At 72.5% G+C, this 23,593-nt stretch carries 20 protein-coding genes and 2 pseudogenes; 5 read left to right on the top strand and 17 right to left on the bottom strand.

Annotated elements, in window-relative coordinates; all coding sequences use genetic code 11:
• Positions 1–37: 37 nt before the first annotated feature.
• From V7E45_RS07625 to sbnA, 9 genes are all read right to left on the bottom strand, one after another.
• Positions 38–262 carry an MbtH family protein gene (locus V7E45_RS07625; protein ID WP_333773317.1) on the bottom strand — a complete coding sequence of 75 codons (225 nt, stop codon included), beginning with the start codon at positions 260–262 and terminating at the stop codon, positions 38–40.
• Between the two features lie 247 nt (positions 263–509).
• A complete protein-coding gene (locus V7E45_RS07620; RefSeq protein ID WP_333773316.1) occupies positions 510–1,679 on the bottom strand; it encodes an FAD-dependent monooxygenase in 1,170 nt (389 codons plus the stop codon).
• A complete protein-coding gene (locus V7E45_RS07615; protein WP_333773315.1) occupies positions 1,676–3,124 on the bottom strand; it encodes a condensation domain-containing protein in 1,449 nt (482 codons plus the stop codon). Before V7E45_RS07615 ends, V7E45_RS07620 begins: the two co-directional genes overlap by 4 nt.
• Positions 3,121–3,825, bottom strand: coding sequence for a 2-hydroxychromene-2-carboxylate isomerase (locus V7E45_RS07610; protein WP_333773314.1), 705 nt, complete (start codon positions 3,823–3,825; stop codon positions 3,121–3,123). The genes V7E45_RS07615 and V7E45_RS07610 overlap by 4 nt, the downstream gene beginning before the upstream one ends.
• A 26-nt stretch (positions 3,826–3,851) precedes the next feature.
• Complete coding sequence (gene fabG / locus V7E45_RS07605) at positions 3,852–4,598, bottom strand: 3-oxoacyl-ACP reductase FabG (RefSeq protein WP_333773313.1); 747 nt, start codon at positions 4,596–4,598, stop codon at positions 3,852–3,854.
• A gap of 41 nt (positions 4,599–4,639) precedes the next feature.
• A complete protein-coding gene (locus tag V7E45_RS07600) occupies positions 4,640–5,734 on the bottom strand; it encodes a beta-ketoacyl synthase N-terminal-like domain-containing protein (RefSeq protein WP_333773312.1) in 1,095 nt (364 codons plus the stop codon).
• Positions 5,735–5,791: 57 nt separating this feature from the next.
• On the bottom strand, positions 5,792–7,018 hold the full coding sequence (locus tag V7E45_RS07595) for a beta-ketoacyl-[acyl-carrier-protein] synthase family protein (protein ID WP_333773311.1): 1,227 nt from the start codon (positions 7,016–7,018) through the stop codon (positions 5,792–5,794).
• On the bottom strand, positions 7,015–7,278 hold the full coding sequence (locus V7E45_RS07590; RefSeq protein WP_133920091.1) for an acyl carrier protein: 264 nt from the start codon (positions 7,276–7,278) through the stop codon (positions 7,015–7,017). Before V7E45_RS07590 ends, V7E45_RS07595 begins: the two co-directional genes overlap by 4 nt.
• Before the next feature lie 66 nt (positions 7,279–7,344).
• Positions 7,345–8,361, bottom strand: a complete 1,017-nt coding sequence (gene sbnA / locus V7E45_RS07585; protein ID WP_333773310.1) for a 2,3-diaminopropionate biosynthesis protein SbnA — start codon at positions 8,359–8,361, stop codon at positions 7,345–7,347.
• A gap of 311 nt (positions 8,362–8,672) precedes the next feature.
• Here sbnA and V7E45_RS07580 point away from each other — a divergent pair, with 311 nt between their 5' ends.
• The 3 genes from V7E45_RS07580 (at position 8,673) to V7E45_RS07570 (ending at position 12,244) form a co-directional block, all read left to right on the top strand.
• Positions 8,673–10,274, top strand: a complete 1,602-nt coding sequence (locus V7E45_RS07580; RefSeq protein ID WP_333773309.1) for a tryptophan halogenase family protein — start codon at positions 8,673–8,675, stop codon at positions 10,272–10,274.
• An 85-nt stretch (positions 10,275–10,359) separates the two neighbouring features.
• Positions 10,360–10,947 (top strand): flavin reductase family protein, encoded by a 588-nt coding sequence (locus V7E45_RS07575; RefSeq protein ID WP_333773308.1) that lies wholly within the window; start codon positions 10,360–10,362, stop codon positions 10,945–10,947.
• Positions 10,928–12,244: a cation:proton antiporter domain-containing protein gene (locus V7E45_RS07570; protein WP_333773307.1), complete on the top strand. Its 1,317-nt coding sequence runs from the start codon at positions 10,928–10,930 to the stop codon at positions 12,242–12,244. The genes V7E45_RS07575 and V7E45_RS07570 overlap by 20 nt, the downstream gene beginning before the upstream one ends.
• An 80-nt stretch (positions 12,245–12,324) precedes the next feature.
• Here the strand turns inward: V7E45_RS07570 and trpD are convergent, their stop codons facing one another.
• The 6 genes and pseudogenes from trpD to V7E45_RS07540 all read right to left on the bottom strand — a co-directional run bounded on the left by trpD (position 12,325) and on the right by V7E45_RS07540 (position 20,301).
• The gene (gene trpD, locus V7E45_RS07565; RefSeq protein ID WP_333773306.1) at positions 12,325–13,401 is read right to left on the bottom strand and encodes an anthranilate phosphoribosyltransferase; all 1,077 of its coding nucleotides are present in this window, start codon (positions 13,399–13,401) and stop codon (positions 12,325–12,327) included.
• Positions 13,402–13,440: 39 nt separating this feature from the next.
• Positions 13,441–13,662, bottom strand: a complete 222-nt coding sequence (locus V7E45_RS07560) for a hypothetical protein (protein ID WP_333773305.1) — start codon at positions 13,660–13,662, stop codon at positions 13,441–13,443.
• Positions 13,663–13,901: 239 nt separating this feature from the next.
• A pseudogene (locus V7E45_RS07555) lies at positions 13,902–14,490 on the bottom strand (anthranilate synthase component II).
• On the bottom strand, positions 14,487–16,001 hold the full coding sequence (locus V7E45_RS07550) for an anthranilate synthase component I family protein (protein ID WP_333773304.1): 1,515 nt from the start codon (positions 15,999–16,001) through the stop codon (positions 14,487–14,489). The pseudogene V7E45_RS07555 and the gene V7E45_RS07550 overlap by 4 nt, the downstream one beginning before the upstream one ends.
• A 42-nt stretch (positions 16,002–16,043) precedes the next feature.
• A complete protein-coding gene (sbnB, locus tag V7E45_RS07545) occupies positions 16,044–17,081 on the bottom strand; it encodes a 2,3-diaminopropionate biosynthesis protein SbnB (RefSeq protein WP_333773303.1) in 1,038 nt (345 codons plus the stop codon).
• Between the two features lie 265 nt (positions 17,082–17,346).
• The gene (locus V7E45_RS07540; protein WP_443055972.1) at positions 17,347–20,301 is read right to left on the bottom strand and encodes a BTAD domain-containing putative transcriptional regulator; all 2,955 of its coding nucleotides are present in this window, start codon (positions 20,299–20,301) and stop codon (positions 17,347–17,349) included.
• 407 nt (positions 20,302–20,708) lie between these two features.
• Here V7E45_RS07540 and V7E45_RS07535 point away from each other — a divergent pair.
• Positions 20,709–20,864, top strand: a pseudogene (locus V7E45_RS07535) (type II toxin-antitoxin system RelE family toxin); the annotation flags it as partial.
• Positions 20,865–20,940: 76 nt separating this feature from the next.
• On the opposite strand, the gene ychF reads toward V7E45_RS07535, so the two are convergent.
• The gene (gene ychF, locus V7E45_RS07530) at positions 20,941–22,029 is read right to left on the bottom strand and encodes a redox-regulated ATPase YchF (protein ID WP_333773301.1); all 1,089 of its coding nucleotides are present in this window, start codon (positions 22,027–22,029) and stop codon (positions 20,941–20,943) included.
• 182 nt (positions 22,030–22,211) lie between these two features.
• Here ychF and V7E45_RS07525 point away from each other — a divergent pair, with 182 nt between their 5' ends.
• The gene (locus V7E45_RS07525; protein WP_333773300.1) at positions 22,212–22,766 is read left to right on the top strand and encodes a DUF6542 domain-containing protein; all 555 of its coding nucleotides are present in this window, start codon (positions 22,212–22,214) and stop codon (positions 22,764–22,766) included.
• Between the two features lie 11 nt (positions 22,767–22,777).
• Here the strand turns inward: V7E45_RS07525 and ppgK are convergent, their stop codons facing one another.
• Positions 22,778–23,530 carry a polyphosphate--glucose phosphotransferase gene (ppgK, locus tag V7E45_RS07520; RefSeq protein ID WP_333773299.1) on the bottom strand — a complete coding sequence of 251 codons (753 nt, stop codon included), beginning with the start codon at positions 23,528–23,530 and terminating at the stop codon, positions 22,778–22,780.
• Positions 23,531–23,593: the final 63 nt, after the last annotated feature.

Here is a 23,593-nt window from a genome sequence, read left to right as displayed (position 1 = left end):
GTGCGGTGTGCGGGGCGGAACGGGGGGTGCGGGCGGGTCAGGCCGCCGTGGGGCCGCTCTGCGCCATGCGCAGGCGCAGGCTCAGCGGGCGCATGTCGGTCCACACGGTGTCGATCCGGGCCAGGCAGTCCTCGCGGGAGCCCTCGGTGCCCTCGGCGTGCCAGCCGGCCGGCAGCGGACGGTCGGCCCACCAGATCGAGTACTGCTCCTCGTCGTTGAGCACCACGCGGTACACGGCTTCGTCGGTCGTCTGCTCGGCCATGGGACGTCCCTTCTGTGCGGTCAGGTGTGGCCCATGGTTGAACTCGGCGCTATCAGTGCCGTATCGGGCCTCTATACGCCCGCGCGCACGCCCCCTCGCGCGCCTCGGTCGCCCGGGTGCGGCGAAGGGCACGGCGGGCATGGTGAACGGCACGCCGGAGGGCAGGGCGAGGGCCCCCGAAGCCGGTGCGGCGTCGGGGGCCCGTGGGAACGCGGTGGGCGGGAAACCGGTGGGGCGGGGAACGCGGTCAGGCCGCGGTGTCTCCGGACACCTCCTCGTACAGGCTCCGTTCGACGTCGTGCGCGAGGATCCACGACACGTCGGCCGCCTGCTCCCGCACGCCCTTGCCGGGAGCCTTCCCGTCCCGTGAGCCGAGCTGCACCCGGGTGGTGTGCGGCCGGCGCACCGCCTCGTAGCGGTCCAGCGCGGCGGCGATCCCGTCACCGCCGGGCCCGGCCTCGGCGAGGCAGACGGCGAGCGCGACACCGTCCTCGACGGCCTGGTTGGCGCCCTGGCCGTGGTGCGGCAGCATCGGGTGGGCCGCGTCGCCCAGCAGCGTGGTGCGGGCGGTGCTCCAGCGCCGCAGCGGGACCCGGTCGTACAGCGCCCAGCGGCGTACCTCGCGGGCCGCCCCGACGAGCGCGCGCACCTGCGGCGCCCAGCCGCCGAGCGCGGCGTCCAGGTCGGCGACGTCGGCCGCGCTGGTCCAGGACTCGGCGAGCCCCTCGGGCGCCGGCGCGACCACGACGTAGGTGAACCGCCGTCCGCCGCTGACCGGGTACACCAGCACCCGGGCCGCCGGTCCGGCGAACATGTACATCACCGTCGGGTCCAGTTCGGGCACGTCGGCGGCGTCCACCAGGCCGCGCAGCGCGCTGTTGCCCGAGTAGACCGGCCGTTCGTCCCCGGCCGTCGAGCGCCGCACCACCGAGTGCACCCCGTCCGCGCCCACCAGCGCCGAGGCCCGGGTCGCGGTGCCGTCGGCGAAGCGCAGGGTGACGCCCTTGCGGCTCTCCTCGTACGCCGCCAGTTCCCGCCCGGTGTGCACCCGGGCGGCGGGCAGCAGGGAGGCCAGCATCCGGTGCAGGTCGCCGCGGTGCACGGTGAGGTAGGGCGCGCCGAACGCCCGTTCCCAGGCCGCGCCCATCTCCTGCCTCGTGACCAGCGAGCCGTCTTGGAAGGCCCGCACCTCCAGCGCCTCGGGCCGCACCGCGACCCGCTCCAGCTCCGCGGCCAGGCCGAGCCGGTGCAGCAACCGGGTGCCGTTGGGCCCCAGGTGCATGCCGACGCCCTGTTCGCGCAGGCTGTCGCCGCGCTCGTAGACGTGTACGTCGATGCCCCGCCGGTGCAGGGCCGCGGCGGCGGCCAGGCCGCCGATGCCGGCGCCGGTCACCGCGATCGTGTTGGTCGTCATCATCGGTGGTCCCAGGCGTTCTCGAAGGATTCGAAGGCGTCGTACGACTCGTCGGTGGCGAGGTCGGCGTACGTGCCGGAGTCGCCGAGCGCGAGGAGGGCGTCCAGGTCGGCGGCGCCGGCCAGTTCCACGTCCGCGACCCGCGTGTCCGGGTCCCGCACGGCGGCCGTGAGCAGCCGTTCGTAGCCGTCCGCGAACCGCTCCACGCTCTCGCGGTCCAGCACGTCGGTGTCGTAGGAGAAGACGGCGGTGACCCCGTCCAGGGTCTGCTCGACGCGCAGCAGCAGGTCGAGCTGGCCCTCCTGCTGGGGCACGTCGATCAGGGCGATGTCGAGCCCGGCGTAGGGGATGGACGGGCCGACGGCCGCGCCCGGCGGGACGTTGGGCACGGGCGGCCGCATCCGGTCCATCTGGACCAGGAACAGCGCGGCCCGGAACAGGACGGTGTCCGGGAAGGCGAGCCCGCAGGGGTGGCGCACCCCGAGCATGCCCCGCATGACCCGCTCACCGGCCTGCGCGGCCGCCGACCGGAAGGTGGTCTCGGAGCCGAACTCGGCCCGCACCGGCATGGTGTTGAGGAAGCAGCCGATCAGGTCCCGCTGCCCGCGCCCGGAGCGCGCGGAGGCGGGCACGCCGAGCAGGAAGTCGTCCTGTCCGCTCCAGCGGTGGGTGAGGGCCTGGAACACGGCCAGCAGATAGGCGAACGGGGTCACGCCCGCGGTGTGCGCGGCCGGACCGAGCCCGTCGGCCGACTCGGCCGCGAGCCGGCGTACGACCGTGGCGCCGCGCAGCGAACGCACCCGCGGCCGGGGCCGGTCCAGAGGCAGTTCGGCGGGGGCCGAGCCGCTCGTCGCGGCCCGCCACTCCTCGGCGGCCCGCCGGCCCTCGTCGGAGGCGGTGTAGCGCAGTTCCTCGGCCGCGTACTCGCTGTACGAGGAGGTCAGCGGGCGCCAGCCGGGCGCGGTGCCGGCGACGTGCCCGGCGTAGGCGTCCAGCACGTCGCGGACCAGCAGCCAGCGCGAGGTGAAGTCGCTGACGATGTGGTGGGCGGAGGTGACCAGCGCCCAGTCGTCGTCGGCGCGCCGCAGCAGGACGACCCGGAAGGTGCCCGCCTCGAGGCGGAACGGCCGCGCCCCGGCCTCCTCGGCGGCCCGGAACAGCCCGGTCTCGTCGGCGCCGTCGAGGTCACGGAACTCCAGCCGGACCTGCGGCTGTTCGCAGACCACCCGGACCGGGCGGCCGTCCTGCTCGGTGAAGACGGAGCGCAGCAGCTCCTGCCGCTCGCCGACCGAGGCGACGGCCGCGTCCATGGCGGCGGGGTCGACCCGGCCGCGCAGCCTGAGCGGCATGACGATGTTGTAGGCGGCGCTGTCCGGCGCGATGCGGTACGCCGTCCACATCGACTCCTGGATCGCGGTGAGCGGCAGCGCTCGTACGGCGGTGCTCATCCGCAGCCTCCCGCGTGGCTCAGGTCGAAGGCGCGGCCCGCGACGACGGACAGGTCGGCGGCGTCGGGGCCCGGGCCGTCGCCCGGGCCGTCGCCCGGCTCGTCGAAGGAGGCGACGAAGTCGGCCACCCGGTCCAGGCCCCAGTAGGGCTCGGAGCCGTTGATGAAGTACGGCACCCCGAACACGCCGTCGCGCACGACGTCCAGCAGTGCCCGGGCGCCCTGGGCGCGCAGTTCGGGGTCGTCGGTGTCGGCGGCCTCGAAGCCGAGTTCGGCGGCGAGTTCCGCGACGGTGGCCGGGTCGCACAGGTCGCGGCCCTCCAGCCAGCGGGCGCGGCCGGCCCGTTCCACCCAGGCCTGACCGAGCCCGTGCCGCTCGGCGACGAACCAGGTCAGGTGCGCCGGCTCCCACCAGGGCGTGGCGTCCACCGGCCAGGTCAGTTCCAGACCGCGGGCGGTGGCCAGCCGGCGCACGTCGCGCAGGATGTAGAACTGCTTGGCCCGGGACATGGGCGTGTACGGGAACTCGGCCCCGGCCTCGGCGAGCAGCTTGCCGCTGGTCTCGTCGGGCTCCCAAAAGGGCCGCCACTGGAGCCGGTCGAGCAGCTCGGGACGGTGGGCGCGCAGCGCGCGCAGGGCGAAGAAGTTGTAGGGGCTGCGCAGGTTGAAGTAGAACCGCGGCGGCCGGGCGGCGCGTGGCATGGCTGATTCCTTCCGTGGTGCCCTGGTCAGACGACCAGTCCGCCGTCGATGGCGAAGACCTGTCCGGTGATGTACGAGGCACGCGGGCCCGCGAGGAACGACACCAGTTCGGCGACCTCCTGGGGCTCGCCGAAGCGGCCCAGCGGGATGCGCCGGGTCATCTCCTTGACGTGCTTGTCGGAGAGCCCGCCGGTCATGTCGGTGCCGATGAAGCCGGGGGCGACCACGTTGGCGCGGATGCCGGCCCGGCCCGCCTCCTTGGCGAAGGCCTTGGTCAGGCCGATGATCCCGGCCTTGGACGCGGAGTAGTTGGTCTGGGTGGCGTGGCCCTCGGCCGCGACCGAGGACAGGGTGATCACGGTGCCGCGGCGCCGCTTCATCATGGGGAAGGCGAGCGCCTTGACGAAGTTGTAGGTGCCGTCGAGGTTGGTGCGCAGCACGGCGTCCCAGTCCTCGTCGGCCATCATCGCCAGATGGCCGTCCCGGACGATCCCGGCCGCGGTGACCAGCACCTCCACCGGGCCGAGTGTGTCCTCGGTCTCCCGCACGAAGCCCGCCACGGCGGCGCGGTCGGTGACGTCGACCCGCCGGGCGAGGGTCCGCGCGCCGTGCGCGGCGGCCGCCTTGGCGGCGATCTCGCCGGCCTGCTCGTTGGACTGGAAACACAGCGCCACGTCGTGACCGTCCCGGGCCAGCGTCTCCACGACGGCCCGCCCGATCCCGCGCGATCCGCCGGTGACGAGTGCCACCGGCCTCGGTGGTGTGTCGGACATGGACTTGCCTCTCTCCTAGGGCTGGGTACGGGGTACGGCGGTCAGGCCGGCCGCAGCAGCAGCGCGCCCGCCGTGCCGTCCCGGTCGACGGCGGTGACCAGGGTCAGCCGGTCCACCAGGCGCGGGTCGGCCTCCGCCTCGGCGAGGACGGCGGCGAGCTGGAAGGCGGCGGAGGCCGCGCCGGCGTCGCCGACCAGGGAGCGCACCGGCAGCCGGTTGCCGGTGAGTCCGTCGAGGGCGGACTCCTCCTGCTTGCCGAGCAGTCCGGGCGGAGTGCCGGGGGCGACCAGCTCCACGTCGTCCGGCGCGGCGCCGGCGGCGGCCAGCACGTCGGCGACGCAGCGCTCCAACGCGGTGCCGGCCCTGGCGGTGTCCTGGAAGGCGCGGAAGCGGGAGCCGAGGACGGTGGCGAGCACCGGGCGGCCGGACTCGCGGGCGTCGGCCGCGCCCTCCAGCAGGAACAGCGCGGCGCCCTCGCCGAGCGGCTGCGGCGCCGCCCCACCGTGGTCGGCGACCCGCTCCAGGCGGGCGCGCTGCACGGAGAACTCCTCCGCCGCGCCGGCCAGCAGCGCCCTGCCGTGCCCGCCGCGCAGCAGCCGGGAGGCGTACTGCAGGGAGAGCAGCGCGGTCGCCGCGCCGCCGGAGACGGTGACGTTGGGGCCCTTGAGGGTGTGCCGGATGGCGCTCTGCCCGGTGGGGCAGTTCATGACGGTGTTGGGGAAGCGCGCCGGGTCGACGAGGTAGGGCTTGTCGCCGGTGAGCGCGTCCCGGGTGAAGTCCATGATCGACTGCACGCTGCCGGAGGTGCCGAGGACCAGCCCGGTCGACTCCGCGTCGGCGGCGAGTCCGGCCCCGTACTCCTCCAGGAGCATCCCGACCGTGGCGGCCGCGATGCCGGTGACCCGGTCCATGGAGCGGGTGCCCTTGCGGCCGAGCACCGCCTTGATGTCGAAGCCGGGGATCAGCCCGGCCTCCTCGTACGGCACCGGCCAGTCGGCGCCGTCCAGCGGGGCGATCGCACGCCGTCCGGACGCGAGGCCCCCGGCGAAGGCGGTCCTGCCCAGTCCGTACGGTGAGGACACGGCCCAGCCCGATATCACCAGCTCCGCCGGCGGCGCGCCCGATTCGGCTGCCATGGCGTCCCACTCCCCTCTGTGACTCGTGTGTTCTCTACGTCGCGGGCCGCGGTGTCCTCAGGCCGCGATGTCCCACCGGCCGAGCACCAGCACGGCGTTGTTCCCGCCGAAGGCGAGGCCGTTGTTCTGCACGACCTTCAGCTCGGCCTCGACCGCCTCGTTGGGCACGCAGTCGACGGCGCACTCGGGGTCGGTGGTGCGGTGGTTGACGGTCGGCGGGATGAAGCCGTCCCGCAGGGCGAGCGCGCAGGCCGCCGAGGCGAGGGCGCTGGCGGCGCCCATGGTGTGCCCGATCATCGACTTGATCGACACGGTGCGCGGCAGCTGCTCGCCGAACACCTGCCGGATCGCGCCGACCTCGGTGACGTCGTTGGCCCTGGTGCCGGTGCCGTGCGCCGAGATGAAGTCGACGTCGGCCGCCTCGATCCCGGCGTTGCGGTGTGCCGCGGTGATGCAGCGGGCGATCGAGTCGCGGTCCGGGGCGACTGGGTGGCTCGCGTCGCAGGACAGCCCGTAGCCGAGCACCTCGGCGTAGATGCGGGCGCCGCGGGCCAGGGCCGACTCCAGCGACTCCATGAGCAGGATGCCGGCGCCCTCGCCGGTCAGGATGCCCTGCCGGTCGGCGTCGAAGGGACGGCACACGTCGGGTGCGATGGTGCCGAGCCGGTAGAACCCGGTGAAGGTCTTGCGGCACAGCGCGTCCGCGCCGCCGCACAGCGCCATCTCCACGTCGCCGGAGCTGATGGCGTCGTAGCCGTAGCCGACCGCGTAGTTGCCGGCCGCGCAGGCGGTGGGGACGGTGACCGTCTCGACGTCCTCCAGGGCGAGTTCGCGCACGATCCCCGCGGACAGCCGGCCCGGCCAGACCCTGCGGGCCACCACGGCGTCGAGCACGTCGTCGCCGCCGGAGACCTGGAGTCCGGTGAGGTGGTCCAGGTCGCGGGACTCCCCGTCGGTGGTGCCGACGGAGACCAGCGACCGGACCGCGCGCACCTGCTCCTCGGTGAGGCCGGCGTCGGCCACCGCCATCCGGCTCGCGGCCACCGCGAACTGGGCGGCCCGGCCGAGGTCGTCCGGGGACTGCCCGGTGATCCAGGCCTCGGGGTCGAAGTCGGTGATCTCGCAGGCGTTGGAGTAGGCGAAGCCGGTGGTGTCGAAGGCGGTGATCGGCTTCGCCCCGCTGCGCCCGGCCCTCAGGCCCGCGGCGAACGCGTCCACTCCGGTGCCGATGCTGGTCACCACCCCGAGGCCGGTGACGACCACCCGGTGCCGGGCGCCGGTCACTGGGCCTTGGCCTCGGCGACCACGGCGTAGACGCCGGCGAGGTTGACCATGCGGCTCAGCTCGGACTGCTTCAGGGTGATGCCGAAGGTGCGCTCCAGGGAGGCGAGGATCTCGATGGTGCGCAGCGAGTCGGCGTCGTGCTCCTCCTTGAACAGGCTGGTGTCGGAGACCTCGTCGAGCTCCAGCTCCAGGATGTCGCAGACGATGTCCTTGATCTGGGTGCGCGCGGCGTCGTCCAGGGCGGGGATCTGCGTGGTCATGGGGTGCCTCCGTGAAAAGGTCGGGTGGGGTTCCGTGGTCGATGCCGACCATGCTGGGCGGACTTGCTATCGATGGCCTATATCGGCCAACTCAGCGCTGTTCGAGGCTTGTTGGGGGAATCCGACGGCGTCGGTCTCCGCCCAGAGGTGGGCGACGGCACCGAAGTGCCGGCGGACCCAGGTGTCGTCGTAGACGGTGTCGAGGTAGCGGTCGCCGCCGTCGGGCAGGATCAGGACGACGTTGGCGCCGGGCTCGACCCCCGGCAGGACGCGGTCCAGCGCGGACACGACCGCTCCCGAGGAGCCGCCCGCGAGGATCGCCTCGCGCCGCACCAGCCGCCGGCAGCCCACCACGCAGTCCAGGTCGGTGACGTGGACGACGTGCGCGGCGTCCGCGGGACGCAGCAGCTTGGGCCGTACCGAGGCGCCGTGCCCGGGCACCAGCCGCTTGCAGCTCGCGGTCGGGCCGAACAGCACGCTGCCGACGGCGTCGACGGCGTGCACGGTGGTGTTCAGGCCGGCCTGCCGGATGTACTCGGCGCAGCCCCCGAGGGTGCCGCCGGTGCCGGCGGCCAGCACCAGATGGTCCACCCGGCCGTCCAGTTCCTCGGCGATCTCCCGCATGGTGGTCAGATGGGCCTGCCGGTTGAGCGGGTTGGCGTACTGGTCGGGCCAGTACGAGTCGGGTGTCGTGGCCAGCAGCTCGGCCACCCGGCGCAGCCGCGCGGGCAGCAGCTCACCGGTGACCGGGTCCGGTTCGCGGACCACCTCGACCTCGGCGCCGTAGGCGCGCAGGATCGCGATGTTCTGCTGGGTGGTGCGGGCGTCGACCACGCAGACGAGACGCAGTCCGAAGTACCCGCAGATCTGGGCGAGTCCGATGGCGAGGTTGCCGGAGCTGGACTCGACCACCGTGGAGCGGCCGGGCACGAGCTCACCGGAACGGATCCGGCCCAGCACCATGCCGAGCGCGGAGCGGTCCTTGACACTGCCGCCGGGGTTGAACCGTTCGACCTTGGCCAGCAGCCTGCCGGGGAATCCCGGGACGAGCCGTTCCAGCTCGATCAGCGGGGTTCCCCCCACCGCGGAAAGGATTCCCTTGAGTCCGGCCGGCGGAGTTCCGGGGAGTCCGCCCGGCCCCTGGACAACGGCATTCCCGTCTTCGTACGGCATCTGATGCAGCCATCCTCTGCTGGGAGTTGCGGGGCGGTTTTCCATGCGCCTCGACAATCGTCGGGGCGCCTATACCTCACCCATACAAGGCAGCTCAAGCCGAGATTCCAGCCATCTATAGAAACGGCATAGCCGGCCCTCCGAATCTGGCGTGGAATCGCTCGACAGCGTCGGGACGAATGTGCTCCCGACCCACCCGACCAGAAGAGAGAGCCCCGCACATGACCGACAACGACTCGCGTATCCGTAAGGTCGTCATTCTCGGCGGCGGTACGGCCGGCTGGATGACCGCCGCCTACCTCGGCAAGGCTCTTCAGGGCACCGTGGACATCCAGGTGCTGGAGGCCCCGGCCATTCCGAGAATCGGCGTGGGCGAGGCGACCGTGCCCAACCTGCACCGCGTGCTCTTCGACTACCTCGGGATACCCGAGGAGGAGTGGATGCGCGAGTGCAACGCCAGTTTCAAGATGGCGGTGCGTTTCGTCAACTGGCGCACGCCGGGCCGCGGTGAGCCGGACGCCCGCACGCTCGAGGACGGCCGGCCGGACCACTTCTACCACCCGTTCGGGATCCTGCCCGACCACGACAGCACCCCGCTGTCGCACTACTGGTTCAAGAACAAGCACGAGGGCCGCACGGACGTGCCGTTCGACTACGCGGTCTTCCGCGAGCCACCCGCGATGGACGCCAAGCTCTCCCCGAAGTGGATGGACGGCACCCCCTCCACCCGCTACGCCTGGCACTTCGACGCCGCGCTGGTCGCCGACTTCCTGCGCCGGTTCGCCGTGGAGAAGCAGGGCGTGGAGCACGTCCAGGACGAGATGGTGCGGGTCGAGCAGGACGAGCGCGGATACGTGACCGCGCTGCACTGCAAGTCGGGCCGGGTCATGGACGCGGACCTGTTCGTGGACTGCTCGGGTTTCCGCGGGCTGCTCATCAACAAGGCCCTGGGCGAGCCGTTCCTGGACATGAGCGACCACCTCATGTGCGACAGCGCGGTCGCCACCGCCGTCCCGCACGACGACGAGGCGAACGGCGTGGAGCCGTACACCTCGGCCATCGCGATGTCGTCCGGCTGGAGCTGGAAGATCCCGATGCCGGGCCGTTTCGGCTCCGGTTACGTCTACTCCAGCAAATTCACCACGCAGGAGGAGGCCACCGAGGAATTCTGCGCGCTGTGGAATCTGGACCCGAAGGAGACAAAGTTCAACCACGTCCGTTTCCGGGTCGGCCGCAACCGTCGCGCCTGGGTCAACAACGTAGTGAGCATCGGTCTCGCCTCCTGCTTCCTCGAGCCGCTGGAGTCGACCGGCATCTACTTCATCACGGCCGGCATCTACCAGCTCGCGAAGCATTTCCCGGACCGCTCCTTCAACCCGGCGCTCGTCGACGGCTTCAACAACGAGATCGAGGCGATGTTCGACGACACCCGCGACTTCATCCAGGCCCACTTCTACTACGCCCCGCGCAATGACAGCCCGTTCTGGCGGGCCCAGAAGGAACTGGTCCTCCCGGAGAACATCCAGAAGAAGATCGAGGCCTACAAGGCGGGCCTCCCGATCAATTCGCCGATCGCCGACGAGTCCACGTACTACGGCAACTTCGAGGCGGAGTTCCGCAACTTCTGGACCAACGGCAGCTACTACTGCATCTTCGCCGGCCTCGGTCTCGAACCGGACACTCCGCTGCCCGTGCTCGCCCACAAGCCGGAGTCCGTGGCGGGCGCCCAGCCGCTGTTCGAGCAGGTACGGCAGCAGCAGGAACACCTGCTGCAGACGCTGCCCAGCGCCCACGACTATCTGCGCCAACTGCACGGTAAGTAGGCCCAAGGCCCGGCACCGCACGGCGGTGCCCGCCGCTCCCCGCGGCGCGGCACCGCCGGCCTCTCACCGACAGGAGTCCTCCTGCATGAGCACATCCCTGAGCACGTCGTCCGACAACACCGACATACGCCCGCTGATGTCCTGCTTCCCGTCCGGGGTCTCCGTCGTGACCGCGCTCGGCACCGACTCCGTGCCGCGCGGGATGACCTGCAGCTCCCTGGCGAGCGTGGCCCTCGACCCGGCCACCCTGGTGGTCTGCCTGCGCACCGCGGGACCCACCCTGGGCGCGGCCCTGGACAGCGGCCGGTTCGCGGTCAACCTGCTGGACGAACGGGCCCGTGCCGTCTCGGACCTGTTCGCCTCCGGCGCCACCGACCGTTTCGAGCGCGCCGAGTGGCGGCTCCCGCTGGGCGCCGGCGGCCCCCACCTCACCGGGGCGGCGCTGGCCGTGGCGGACTGCGAGGTCACCCAGGCGGTCGAGGTCGGCGACCACACGGCCGTCTTCGGCCGGGTCACCGGCGTCACGCTGGCCGACGCGGGAGAGCCCCTGCTGTACGGCCGCCGGCGGTACGCCCGCTGGTCGGTGGCGACCAGCCCGCTGGCCGAGGCCGCCGCCGAAGTGCCCCTGCCCGCCGCACTCGAAGGAGACACGCGTGTCGGCTCCCGCCTTTGACCCGCTGCCGGACCTGCTGATCGCGGTACCGGTGGTGATCGCCGCCTGCCGCGCGGGCGCCGGCCTGTTCCGGCGGATGGGCCAGCCCCCGGTGATCGGCGAGATGACCCTGGGCATCCTGCTCGGCCCGTCCCTGCTGGGCTGGGTCTCGCCGGGGCTCCAGCACTGGCTGTTCCCGCCCGAGGTGCTGCCGTACATCGGGGCGCTGGGCAACCTGGGGCTGCTGGCCTTCATGTTCCTGGTCGGCCTGGAACTCGACCTGTCGGCGCTGCGCGGGCACAGCCGCACCGCGGTGGCCGTCTCTCAGGTCAGCATCGCGCTGCCACTGGCGCTCGGCTCGCTGCTCGCGCTCGGCATGTACGGCACGTTCGCCCCCGAGGGCGTGGGCCGGCTGCCGTTCGTCCTGTTCATCGCGGTGTCGATGAGCATCACCGCGTTCCCTGTGCTGGCCCGCATCCTCACCGACCGCGGCCTGTACACCACCCGGCTGGGCTCGCTGGCGATGGCCTGCGCGGCCGTCGACGACGTGACCGCCTGGTGCCTGCTCGCGGTGGTGGCGGCGGTCGGCGCGAGCGGCTCCCCGCAGGACGCGGCGCTCACGGCACTGTGGTCGGCGGTGTTCCTCGCGGTGATGGTGTGGGTGGTGCGGCCGCTGCTCGCCCGGGCCGCCGCACGGGCGGGGCGGGCGGTGGAGTCCACCGTGCTGGTGGCGCTGTTCTGCGGTCTGTGCGTGTCGGCCTTCGTCACCGACCGGATCGGCATCCACGCCCTGTTCGGCGCGTTCCTGTTCGGCGTGACGACCCCGCGCGGCTCCCGGACGGTCGAGATCTCCGCGGCCCGGCTGAGGGCGTTCACCGTGCCGGTGCTGCTGCCCCTGTTCTTCGTCACCACGGGCCTGAAGACGGACATCGGGCTGCTGGGCGGCGACCCCACGCAGTGGCTGTGGGCGGGCGCGGTACTGGCGGTGGCCGCCTTCGGCAAGTGGGGCGGCAGCACGGCGGTGGCCCGCCTGGCCGGCGAGTCCTGGCGGGAGGCGATGTCCATCGGCGCGCTGATGAACTGCCGCGGTCTGACCGAGCTGGTCGTCCTCAACCTCGGCCTCCAGCTGGGTGTGATCAACCAGTCGCTGTTCACCATCCTCGTCCTCATGGCCCTCGCCACGACCGCCGTCACCTCCCCCGCCCTCACCTGGTTCCGCCGGGAGCCGCTGTCCGCGTCCCCGGTCCCCGACGAACCACCGCAGGAGACGGCGAACGCCCTCCAGCGGTCTTCCGAACCCAGCCCGTCCGGCGTCTGAGGCCGGGGCCCGCGCGGGGCCGGCGGCGAGTACGGGGCCCGGCCCCCGGGGCGGATCACCTCCCCCGGGGGCCCGCTCGTTCAGGCGGCCGGTGCCAGTGCCCGCTCCGTGCTCACCCGTACCCACCGCTCCAGCGTCGCCCGGGCCGCTCCCGAGTCGACGGCCGCGGCGGCCCGGCCCAGCGCGGCACCGATCCGCTCGGTGACCGTGCGGCCACCGGAGCCCTCGGCGGCCAGGGCCGCCGCCGCCGACAGCAGCACCGCGTCGCGCACCGGGCCCCGCTCGCCGTCGAACACCCGGCGCGCCACCTCGGCGTTGTGCTCGGCGTCGCCGCCGCGCAGCGCCTCGACGGGCGCGAGGGCGACCCCGACGTCCCGCGGGTCGAAACTCTCCTGGCGGAGCTGGCCGCCGGCCACCGTGAACACGGTGGACGTCGTCGTCACGGTCAGCTCGTCGAGCCCGTCGTCGCCCCGGAACACCAGCGCGGTGGCCCCCCGCCGCGCCAGCACCCCGGCGACCAGCGGCAGCAGCCGCGGGTCGGAGACGCCCACCGCGTGGGCCGAGACAGCCGCCGGATTGGTCAGCGGTCCCAGGGCGTTGAACACGGTCGGGATACCCAGTGCTCGGCGCGCCCCCGCCGCGTGCCGCATCGCCGGGTGGAAGTCGGGTGCGAAGCAGAAGGTGATGCCGGCCTCCTCGGCCACCGCGGCGACCTGCCCCGGCGGAATCCTGAGGTTCACCCCGAGCCGCTCCAGCACGTCGGCCGAGCCCGAGGCCGAACTCGCCGCGCGGTTGCCGTGCTTGACGACCCGCGCTCCGGCGCCCGCCGCCACGACGGCGGCCATGGTGGAGATGTTGACGGTGTTCGCCCCGTCTCCTCCGGTGCCCACCACATCGACGGTCCTCCCCGGCACGTCGATGCGCACGGCGTGCGCCATCATTCCCCTGACCAGCCCCTCCAGTTCGCCGACGGTCTCCCCCTTGGCGCGCAGGGCGACCAGGAAGCCGGCGATCAGGGCGTCCGGGGCGTTGCCCCGCATCACCTGGTCCATGACCCACGCGGTGTCCGCACCGGAGAGGTCACGGCCGTTCAGTACGGAGCCGAGCAGTACGGGCCAGGAGCGCTCCGTCCGCTCCGTCTCGGTGCCTGTCTTCACAGGTGCTCTCCTTCGGTCCGTGGCCGGCCGCGTCGCGGCCTAGCTCCAGGGGTCGACACCGTCGGTGTCCAGCGTCACGGTCACTCCGCCGCCGGAGACCGCGACACCGGCCGGGACGGGCCCGTCGGCCACCGCGGCCGGCCGCGGGTGCGCCTCGGCGTGCTCGGCACCGGCCACGGCGGTGAACACGGCACCGGCGGTCAGGGTGGCGAGGACGAGGGCCTGGAGCTTGGTGCGGCGAGCGGTGCTGACGAGCTGCATTTTCGTCTCCCGTTGGCTTTTCGTTGCTGCGTTTCGTTCCGACAGCAAGAAATTTATGGGGGTGCCGCTTCGCTTTATTATCGCTCCAACTTCGCCCTGCGCCCACTCACGATAACGACGATATACTTGCAGCTCAGAGGGTGTTTTCGAGGATATGGACCACTGAATTCCGATATCCTCGGGAGGCGAATCGGCACCGGTACGGGTAATTCCGCACCCGGTGCCGTTAATTCCGCTCGTCAAGCGACCCGCTCCATCGCCGCCGCGCCGGTCAGGAAGTTCTCCAGCAGCCGCATGCCGCCCGCCGTGGTCACCGACTCGGGATGGAACTGGACGCCCTCCACGGCCAGTTCGCGGTGTCTGAGACCCATGACGTACCCGTCGTCCACGGCGCGCGCGGTCACGGCCAGCTCCGGGGGCAGCGGTTCGGCGACGATCAGCGAGTGGTAGCGGGTGGCCACCAGCTCGGTGCCGAGCCCGGCGAACACCCCGGTCCCGTCGTGCGTGACCGGGCTGGTCTTGCCGTGCTTGAGCCGCCCGGCGACGGCCACCTCGGCCCCGTGGGCGAGAGCGATGGCCTGGTGGCCCAGGCAGATGCCGAGCAGCGGCACGCGCCCGGCGAAGGCGTGCACCAGCTCCACGTGCCCGGAGTCGGCCGGGTGCCCGGGTCCCGGCCCGAGCACCACCGCGTCCGGCCCCCCCGGCCAGCAGCTGCCCGGGGGTCCGGGTGCCCGAGCGCACCACCTCGGTACGCGCTCCGAGGGTGCGCAGGTACTGGTCGATGATGTGGGTGAAACTGTCATAGGCGTCGACGAGCAGGACGTTCACGGCAGCAGCTCCTCACCGGTCAGCGCCCAGTAGGCGGCGCCCATCTTGTGCAGCGTCTCGCGCCACTCCGCGTGCGGGTCGGAGTCGGCGACGATGCCCGCGCACGCCTGGGTGGAGTACGTCGTCCCGTCGTGGGAGACGGTGCGGATGCACAGCGCGAGCCGGGACCAGCCGCGCATGTCCACCAGACCGACGGCACCGGCGTACATCCGGCGCGGTTCGCTCTCCAGCTCCTCGATGATCTCCATGGCGCGGATCTTCGGCGCGCCGGTGACGGTGCCGGCCGGGAAGGTGGCGCGCAGCGCGGACCAGGTGTCCTCGCCGGCCGCGAGCCGTCCCTCGACGGTGGAGACCAGGTGGAAGACGTGCGAGTACGTCTCGACGGTCATCAGCCGCTCGACCGCCAGCGTGCCCGGCCGGCACACCCGGCCGATGTCGTTGCGGCACAGGTCGACCAGCATCACGTGCTCGGCGCGCTCCTTGTCGCTGGCGCGCAGCGCCGCGATCCGGGGGCCGTCGACGGCCGCCTGCCCGCTGCGCGGGGTGGTGCCCGCGATGGGCCGCATCACGATCCGGTCCCCGTGGGTGGCGAACAGCACCTCGGGGCTGGCACCGATCAGGGTGGCCCCGGCACGCGGCACGAGGTACATGTGCGGCGAGGGGTTGCGGTGCCGCAGCCGGCGGTAGACGTCGAGCGGGGCGAGGTCCGTGCTGACGTCGATGCGGTGGCCGATCTGGATCTGGTAGATGTCGCCGACCCCGATGTGCCCGAGGCAGCGCTCGACGTGCCCGAGAAACGTTTCCTCGTCGGTGCGGTCGTGCACCGCCCGCGGCACCGGAGCCTCGGGCACGCCGCCGGGCGCCGGGCGCAGCCGGGCCACGGCCGCCGGGACCGTGCTCGCGTCGGCGGGCGGGAAGTCCGCGCTGTGCGCGGTGCGCAGCCGGACCGTGCCGGTGGCGCCGTCGTAGTGGACGACCTCGCGGAACAGACCGAGCACCAGGTCGGGGCCGCCGTCGGCGGTGCGCCGCGGCAGCCGCTCCATGTGCCAGGCGGCGCCGTAGCCGACGGTGGCCAGGAACCCGAAGGCGTAGGTGTCCGCGGGCACCTCGGTCTCCACGGAGAACGCCCGCTGCGCTGCGCGCAGCAGCTCCCACACCTGCTCGCCCGAGGTGAGCGCGCGCGCCCCGTCCGGCAGCACGGCCAGGCCCAGGGCGTCGGCGGCGGTGTGCAGCGCGGCCACGAGTGGCGCGACGCCCTCGACGGTGACCCGGTCGGCGTGCACCTGGAGTTCGGCGAGCCGGCCGTGGCCGACGAGGGAGTCACCGCCCTCGTGCTCGGGCGCCTCCAGGCTCTCCAGGAGGAACACCTCGCCGTCGCCGAGGCGCCGGCGCAGGGCGTCGTAGAGGGCGAGCGGGTCGTGCGGGGGCAGCGGGGTCTCGTCGACGCGGACGGAAACGGGCCGGCGTGGGGCGCCGGCCGCTGGGGGCGGTGGGTCGAGCAGGGTGGTCACGGGTGGGGCCCCTTCCTCGGGGTGGACCGGTCGGGTGTGCGCTCAGCCGTAGCGGCGCAGCTCGTGGAAGAAGTCGGGCCGGACGGCGAGTTCACCGGAGGCGCGCAGGGTGTCGTACACGTGCTTGCCGAGCGCGAGGTCCAGTACGCCGAGGCCGAACGGGGAGAAGAACACGGGCCGGTCGGCGGGCACCGCGCGGGCGCCGGTGAGGACGTCGTACAGCGTGCCGTCGATGAAGTCCCGGCCGCCGGTGAGCTGTTCGGCCAGGTGCGGGGAGGTGTCGGCCTTCAGGCAGTGCTCGATGTCGTCGACGAAATTGGCGCCGGTGAGGATCACCTCGGGTGCCAGGTCGCGCAGCGAGACGTGCAGTACGAGCGGGTGGTGCCCGAACCAGCCGGGGTCGGTGATGTGCGGGGTGCCGGCGATCGTGGCGAAGACGACGAGGTCGCTGCCGCGCACCAGGTCCTCGGCCTTCTCGTGCACCGTGACGCGCCCGCCGCCGCCCGCCCGCTCCAGGTAGCCGGCGAATCCCGCCGCGTGCTCGGCCGACAGGTCGTGCACGCCGGTCTCGTCGAACTCCCAGCCGGTCCCGGCCAGGTACTGGTGGACGTAGCGGGCGATGAGCCCGGTGCCGACGAACCCGATCCGGCGGGGCCGGTCCCCGCGCCGGCGGCTCAGCGTGTCCGCGGCCAGCGCCGCCGAGGCCGCCGTGCGGGCCGCGCTGATGATGGAGCTCTCCAGGCAGGCCAGCGGGTAGCCGGTGTCGTGGTCGTTGAGGATCAGCACGGCGGAGGCGCGCGGCAGTCCGGCGGCCACGTTCTCGGGGAAGCTGGAGATCCACTTCAGCCCGTCGACCCGGATGTCGCCGCCGGCGGACGCGGGCAGCGCGATGATGCGGGAGGAGGGACGGTCGGGGAAGCGCAGGAAGTAGGACGGGGGGTTGACGGTGTCGCCGGCGCCGTGGACGCGGTAGGCCCGCTCGATGAGGCCCACCACCTCCTGGTGCCGGCCGTCGAGTACCCGGTGGACCTGAGCCCCGGAAATCACCGCAAAGGAAGGCGCCTTGGGAACGGGCGGCATCTTGTACTCCACACTTCGGGCTGACGTTTGTCCCAGCCGAACGTAGGCATGTCCCTTATCGGCTGGGTATTGGGCGTCTACATCGCGTACTGCGGTACTGGACGTGCGGTGTGCGGGCGTACGAGGTGCGGGTCGTGCGGCGTACGGGCCGTGCGCGGTGCGGGCGTGCGCGGTGCGGGCGTGCGCGGTGCGGGGTCCCGCGGCGTACGGGGCGTGCGGCGTGCGGGAGGTGCGGCGTGCGGGAGGTGCCGGGTGGCCGCGGCGGTCAGCCGGAGGCGCCGGTGTGCGGGGACGGGCGGTCGTCGAGCCGGGACAGCAGGCCCTCGGCCTGCGCGCGCCACCGGGGCGAGCCCGTGCGCAGGAAGACCGCGTGGGCCGCGCTCGCCCGCTCGCGGGCGGAGTCGAGCCGGCCCTGGCGGCTGCGGGCCTCGCCGAGGACGAGGTTGATCTGGCCGTCGACCAGGGGGCTGTCGATGCGTTCGACGACGTCCAGGGCCTCCGTCAGGGTGGCCTCGGCGGCGTCCACGTCACCGGCGCCGAGCCGGGCCTCCCCCAGACCCAGCAGGGCGTAGGCGAGCCCGACCAGATCGGATTTGGCCTGGACCAGGTCGATCACCTGCAGAAACGCTTCCTCGGCCTTCGGGAAGTCGGACCGCGCCAGATGCACCCGGCCCAGCCGGTGGATGGTCTGCGCGACGCCCCGCTTGCTCCCGCGGTCGATCGACTCCATGACCTGCACGGCCTCGACGCCCAGCTTCATCGCCAGTTCGGTGTTGCCCCGCTCCAGCTCGATCTGGGCCATGTTGTCCAGGGCGTGCGCCTCGGAGGAGACGTCACCCACGGTGCGGAAGATCTCGCCCGCCCGCTCCAGCCGGGCCATGGCGAGGTCGAGGTCGCCGCTGAACCGCTCCAGGATGGACAGGTTGCGCAGGTTCAGCGCCAGCCCGTGCGGCTCACCGGCCCGCTCGAACAGCTCCATGGCCTCGCTGTACCGGGCGTGCGCCTCCGGCAGCCGCTGGTAGGACTGGGCGATCCCGCCGAGCTGGTGCAGCATGGCCGCCTGGCCGCGCAGGTTGCCGCTGCGCCGGGCCGCCTCGAGCGCGACCTCGGCGCACTCCCGCCAGTCCTCCAGGTAGTGCCGGGTCTCGAAGAGCACGGCCGCGGACACCGTCAGGTCCCACGCGAGGTCGTCCAGGCCCAGTTCGGCCGCCTGTGCCACGGCCGCCACCAGCGACAGCCGCTCGGCCTCAAGCCACTCCAGCGGCGAGGAGAGCAGTTCGTCGGTGTGGATGCGGTCCAGGGGGCGGCGGGGCGCGGAGCTGTGCACCACGCTGAAGTGGCCGCCGTACTCCCGCCGGTGGGACTCCTCGGCGAGGGACAGCCAGGTCCGCAGGGCCCGCTCCCGGGCGGCCCGCTGGTCCGGCTCCGGCTCCTCGGCCTGCGCGCGCTCGCGCGCGTAGAGCCGCATGAGGTTCTGCAGCCGGTAGCGCAGCCGGCCGGTCGCGTCGACGCCGACGACCTCCAGGAACTGCGCGTCGACGAGGTCCTCCATGAGCCGCTCGGCGTCCAGCACGTCGACGTCGAGCAGCGCGCCGCCCACCCAGGCGGCGAAGTCCGGCACGTCCAGCAGGCCGAGGCGCCGGTAGAGCCTGGCCGTGTCGTCCGGCAGATAGCGGTACGACAGCTCGAAGCTGGCCCGCACCTGCGCGGCGCCTTGGCTCAGCTCGTCGAGGCGACGCCGCTCGTCGCCCAGCCGGGTCACCAGGTGCCGCACCGTCCAGTGCGGCTTGGAGGCGAGCCGGGCGGCGGCGATCCGCAGCGCCAGCGGCAGCCGGTCGCACAGATCGGCGAGGCGGCGGGTGTCGGCGCGGGCGGAGTCGATGCGCTCCTCGCCGACGATCCGCCCGAGCAGTTCCACGGCGTCGGCGCCGGGCAGCACTCCGAGGTGCACCCGGGCGTCCTGCGGCCAGGTGACCAGCTCCTCCAGCTGCTCCCGGCTGGTGACCAGCACGGCGCAGCCGCCGCTGCCGGGCAGCAGGGGGTGGATCTGGGCGAAGGAGCGGACGTTGTCCAGGACCAGCAGCACCCGCCGCTCCGCGAGCACGCTGCGGTAGAGCGCGACCAGGTCCTCGGTCTGGGTGGGGATCTGGTCGCTGGAGACCCCGAGCGAGCGCAGGAACCGGCTCATCGCCTCCCAGGCCGGGGTGGGCTCGTGGTGCTCGTCGTATCCGCGCAGATCGGCGAAGAGACGGCCGTCGGGGAAGTGCTGGGCGGCCCGGTGCGACCAGCGCACCGCGAGACCGGTCTTGCCGACCCCGGCGATACCGGTGATGAGCCCGATGGCGGGCCCGTGCTGCCGGTCGCGGTTCGCGACCAGCGTGTCCAGTAACGCGAGTTCCGGCGCACGGCCGGTGAATCCGGGCACGTCCGGCGGGAGTTCGGAGGGTACGACGGGGGTGTCCGCCCGCGGGGCGTCGGTGGCGGGCACCGCCGGGGCGGGGGCCAGCGAGGGGTCGTCGCGCAGGATCGCGTCGTGCAGTCCCTGCAGGTCCGGGCCCGGCTCCATGCCCAGTTCCTCGATGAACTGGGTGCGTGCCTCGCGGAAGGTGGCCATCGCCTCGGCTCGCCGGCCCGACCGGTACTGGGCGAGCATCAGATGGTGCCGGGTCCGCTCCCGCAGCGGGTGCTCGCGGACCACGGAGACGAGCTCGGGCACCAGGTCGTGGTGGTTGCCCAGTTCCAACTGGACGGCGGTGGCGTCGTCGTAGGCGTTGAGCCGGTGGCCCTCCAGCCGGGCCGCCTCGTCCTCGACCAGGGCACTGGAGATCCCTGCGAAGGCGGGGCCTCGCCACAGGGCGAGGGCCTGGGTGTAGGCACCGGCCGCCTCGGGGAGCCGGGCCTGCTGCACGGCGGTCTCGGCGGTCTTCACCAGGCGGGTGAACTCCAGGACGTCCACCGAGTGGCCGTCGGGTCTGAGCACATAGCCGGGGTGGGCGGTGAGGATGATGTCCTCGGCCGCGCCCTGGCTCTTGAACGTCTTGCGCAGCGCGGCGATCACGATGGCGATCTGGGTGCGAGCGGTGGCCGGCGGCCGGTCGTTCCACACGGCGTCGACGAGGGTGTCGACCGGGACGATCCGGCCCGAGTTGAGCAGCAGCAGAGCGAGCACCGTTCGCTGACGCGCACCGCCGACCGGAAGACCTCGGCCCTGCGACGTCACCGTCACGGGCCCGAGTACCTCGAACCTGAGCCGCTCGCCCACGGATGTTCCCCCAGAACTTCCATCCCCATGTCCCGCCAGGTGGCCCAACGGATGACAATACCCGAGAAAGCCAACTTGCCCCCTACGGATTTCCGACGCCGGAGTGTTTCCCGGAGCGCGTCCATTGCGAAATCCGCGATTCCCCTTTTAGATGCGCTGAGCAGTGATTTCTTGAATGCGAATTCGCACGCTCTCGCCTCCCCCGTTTCGATTCCCACCCGCCCCACTCGGCTCGCATTGTCAGAACGTGCGTATCCCGCTCGCGAGTTCCCCCGTGCCACCCCTTGACCCGCCGGACGTTGTCGTACAGGCGTTCACTTACGCACAGCAGTGCGGCACGGAGTGCCCGATGACGTCCACGCGACGACCCGATGGGGCTCGGCACCACCGCCCTCGTCTCCCAGCCCGATCGCCGCCGCCTGCGGGTGGGCGACTACCGCGTGATCTACACGCTCGACAACGGCGAGCTGGTGGTGTGGGTGGTGCACCCAGGACACCGCTCCACCGTCTACGACACCTGAAAGCGGCATGAACCGACGAAGGGGCCTGGCTCGGCCGAGCCAGGCCCCTCGGTCGCGCGGCCGATCGCGCGTCCGGTCAGACGTTGAAGCGGAACTCCACCACGTCGCCGTCCTGCATCACGTAGTCCTTGCCTTCCATGCGGGCCTTGCCCTTGGCGCGGGCCTCGGTGACCGAGCCCGTCTCGACCAGGTCGCCGAAGGAGATGACCTCGGCCTTGATGAAGCCCTTCTGGAAGTCGGTGTGGATCACACCGGCCGCCTCGGGGGCCGTGGCGCCCTTCTTGATCGTCCAGGCGCGGGACTCCTTGGGGCCTGCCGTCAGGTAGGTCTGCAGGCCCAGGGTGTCGAAGCCGACACGGGCCAGCGTGGCCAATCCCGGCTCGTGCTGCCCGACGGACTCCAGCAGCTCCAGCGCCTCCTCCTCGTCCAGCTCGGCGAGGTCCTGCTCCAGCTTGGCGTTGAGGAAGATCGCCTCGGCCGGGGCGACCAGGGCGCGCTGCTCGTTCTTGAACTCCTCGTCGACCAGCTCGTCCTCGTCGACGTTGAAGACGTAGAGGAACGGCTTGGTGGTGAGCAGGTGCAGGTCGTGCAGCAGTTCGTTGCGCTCGGTGCCCTGGACGATGCCGTGGGCGAAGAGCGTGTCGCCCTTCTCCAGGATCTCCTTGGCCTCCTCGACGGCCTTGACCTTGGGCGCGATGTCCTTCTTGATCCGCGACTCCTTCTGCAGGCGCGGCAGGACCTTCTCGATCGTCTGGAGGTCGGCGAGGATCAACTCGGTGTTGATCGTCTCGATGTCGTCCTTGGGCGAGACCTTGCCGTCCACGTGGACGACGTTCTCGTCCTTGAAGGCCCGGATGACCTGGCAGATCGCGTCGGACTCACGGATGTTCGCGAGGAACTTGTTGCCCAGGCCCTCACCCTCGGACGCGCCGCGCACGATGCCCGCGATGTCCACGAAGTCCACCGTGGCCGGGAGGATGCGCTCGGAGCTGAAGATCGAGGCGAGCTTGGCCAGCCGGCCGTCGGGAACACCGACCACGCCGACGTTCGGCTCGATCGTGGCGAACGGGTAGTTGGCCGCCAGCACGTCGTTCTTGGTCAGGGCGTTGAACAGGGTCGACTTGCCGACATTCGGCAGGCCGACGATTCCGATCGTGAGCGACACGTTGCGACTTCCCGTAGATGAGAGGGGCCAGGGGCTGCCAGGGGGCCAGAGACACTGGCCGATCCACCAGTCTACGGCGTCGGCGGCGGCCGGGTCCCGGGAGCGTCGAACGGCCGGTCGAGCCGTGTTCACCGGCGTGTCTGAGGGCCGATTCGACACATAAACAGACCTAAGTTGGCCCAATGGAGCAACACAGGAGGCGACCCCCGCACGACGCACGGCGACGCCGCGACCGGTACGCGTCGCTGCCGGCGCAGGCACGGTGGCGGGCGGGCGAGGGCGGGGACGCCAGAGACGCCAGGGGCGCCGAGGGTGCCGCACGGCCGGCGCGCGGCACCCGGCCGGTGCCCCGGGACGGGGCGCCCGGCCCCCGGCTGACCGGGCTCGGCGGGGGACTGTTCTGCGCGGCCGCGATGCTGCTGCTCGGCTTCGTGGACCAGATGCTGTTCGGCGCGTCCCTGACGCTGTACGGCGTGCTGTTCCTGCCGGTGTGCGTGCTGACCGCCCTGTGGGTGCGCGGCGGCGACCTGCTCACCGCGCCCGTCGTCGTGCCGATCGCCTTCCTGGCGGGCCTCCTCCCCGTCGCCGACGGCCGGGGCGGTCTGACCGGACGGATGATGGGGCTGGTGACCGGGCTCGCCACCCAGGCGGGCTGGCTCTACGGGGGGACGCTGGTCGCGGGGGTGATCGTGCTCGCGCGCCGGGTGCGGTGGGTACGCGCCCGGCGCCGCGCCTGAGCCGGGCTCCGCTACGCCTCGCGGGTCTGCGCGGCCCGCATCGCCGCTCCGACGATCCCCGCGTTGTTCTGCAGCTGGGCCGGCACTATCTCGGCCCGGACGCCGTCGATCAGGTGGAGGAACTTGTCGGCCTTGCGGCTGACCCCGCCGCCGACGATGAACAGCTCGGGCGAGAAGAGCATCTCGACGTGGGCGAGGTACCTCTCGACCCGCCGGGCCCAGCGCTCCCAGCTCAGCTCGTGGTCCTCCTTGGCCTTGCTGGAGGCCCGCTTCTCCGCGTCGTGGCCGCCCAGTTCCAGGTGGCCCAGCTCGGTGTTGGGCACCAGGACGCCGTCCATGAACACGGCGCTGCCGATGCCGGTGCCGAAGGTGAGCAGGATGACCGTGCCCCGGCGGCCCCGCCCGGCGCCGAACTGCATCTCGGCGACGCCCGCCGCGTCCGCGTCGTTGACCACGGTCACCGGCAGGCCGCCCAGCCGGCCGCTGAACAGGGCGCCCGCGTCCGTGTCGATCCAGCTCTTGTCGACATTGGCCGCCGTACGGACCGTGCTGCCGCCGGTGACCACACCCGGGAAGGTCAGGCCCACCGGACCCGACCAGCCGAAATGGTCCACGACCTGCTTCACGCCGTCGGCCACGCCGTCGGGCGTCGCCGGGTGCGGGGTGAGCACCTTGCACCGCTCCTGGGCCAGGTCGCCCTTGTCCAGGTCCACAGGGGCGCCCTTGATCCCGGATCCACCGATGTCCACGCCGAAGATCTGCATGGCCCCACGTTACGACGGAGGACTGACGGTCACTACGGCGTACGGGGGCCCGGGCGCCCGACG

The organism is Streptomyces sp. IBSBF 3136 (assembly GCF_036815105.1).
In the GTDB taxonomy this organism is placed as follows: domain Bacteria; phylum Actinomycetota; class Actinomycetes; order Streptomycetales; family Streptomycetaceae; genus Streptomyces.
Note: the sequence above shows the minus strand (reverse complement) of the source record. Positions and strands in the feature narration are given on the sequence as shown.

Coding starts and splice junctions, on each gene's coding strand:
- V7E45_RS07560 (WP_333773305.1), bottom strand. CDS start 13,662: ATGCAGCTCGTCAGCACCGCTCGCCGCACCAAGCTCCAGGCCCTCGTC.
- V7E45_RS07525 (WP_333773300.1), top strand. CDS start 22,212: ATGGAGCAACACAGGAGGCGACCCCCGCACGACGCACGGCGACGCCGC.
- V7E45_RS07620 (WP_333773316.1), bottom strand. CDS start 1,679: ATGATGACGACCAACACGATCGCGGTGACCGGCGCCGGCATCGGCGGC.
- V7E45_RS07625 (WP_333773317.1), bottom strand. CDS start 262: ATGGCCGAGCAGACGACCGACGAAGCCGTGTACCGCGTGGTGCTCAAC.
- V7E45_RS07615 (WP_333773315.1), bottom strand. CDS start 3,124: ATGAGCACCGCCGTACGAGCGCTGCCGCTCACCGCGATCCAGGAGTCG.
- V7E45_RS07580 (WP_333773309.1), top strand. CDS start 8,673: ATGACCGACAACGACTCGCGTATCCGTAAGGTCGTCATTCTCGGCGGC.
- sbnB (WP_333773303.1), bottom strand. CDS start 17,081: ATGCCGCCCGTTCCCAAGGCGCCTTCCTTTGCGGTGATTTCCGGGGCT.
- V7E45_RS07610 (WP_333773314.1), bottom strand. CDS start 3,825: ATGCCACGCGCCGCCCGGCCGCCGCGGTTCTACTTCAACCTGCGCAGC.
- V7E45_RS07600 (WP_333773312.1), bottom strand. CDS start 5,734: ATGGCAGCCGAATCGGGCGCGCCGCCGGCGGAGCTGGTGATATCGGGC.
- V7E45_RS07590 (WP_133920091.1), bottom strand. CDS start 7,278: ATGACCACGCAGATCCCCGCCCTGGACGACGCCGCGCGCACCCAGATC.
- V7E45_RS07575 (WP_333773308.1), top strand. CDS start 10,360: ATGAGCACATCCCTGAGCACGTCGTCCGACAACACCGACATACGCCCG.
- ppgK (WP_333773299.1), bottom strand. CDS start 23,530: ATGCAGATCTTCGGCGTGGACATCGGTGGATCCGGGATCAAGGGCGCC.
- fabG (WP_333773313.1), bottom strand. CDS start 4,598: ATGTCCGACACACCACCGAGGCCGGTGGCACTCGTCACCGGCGGATCG.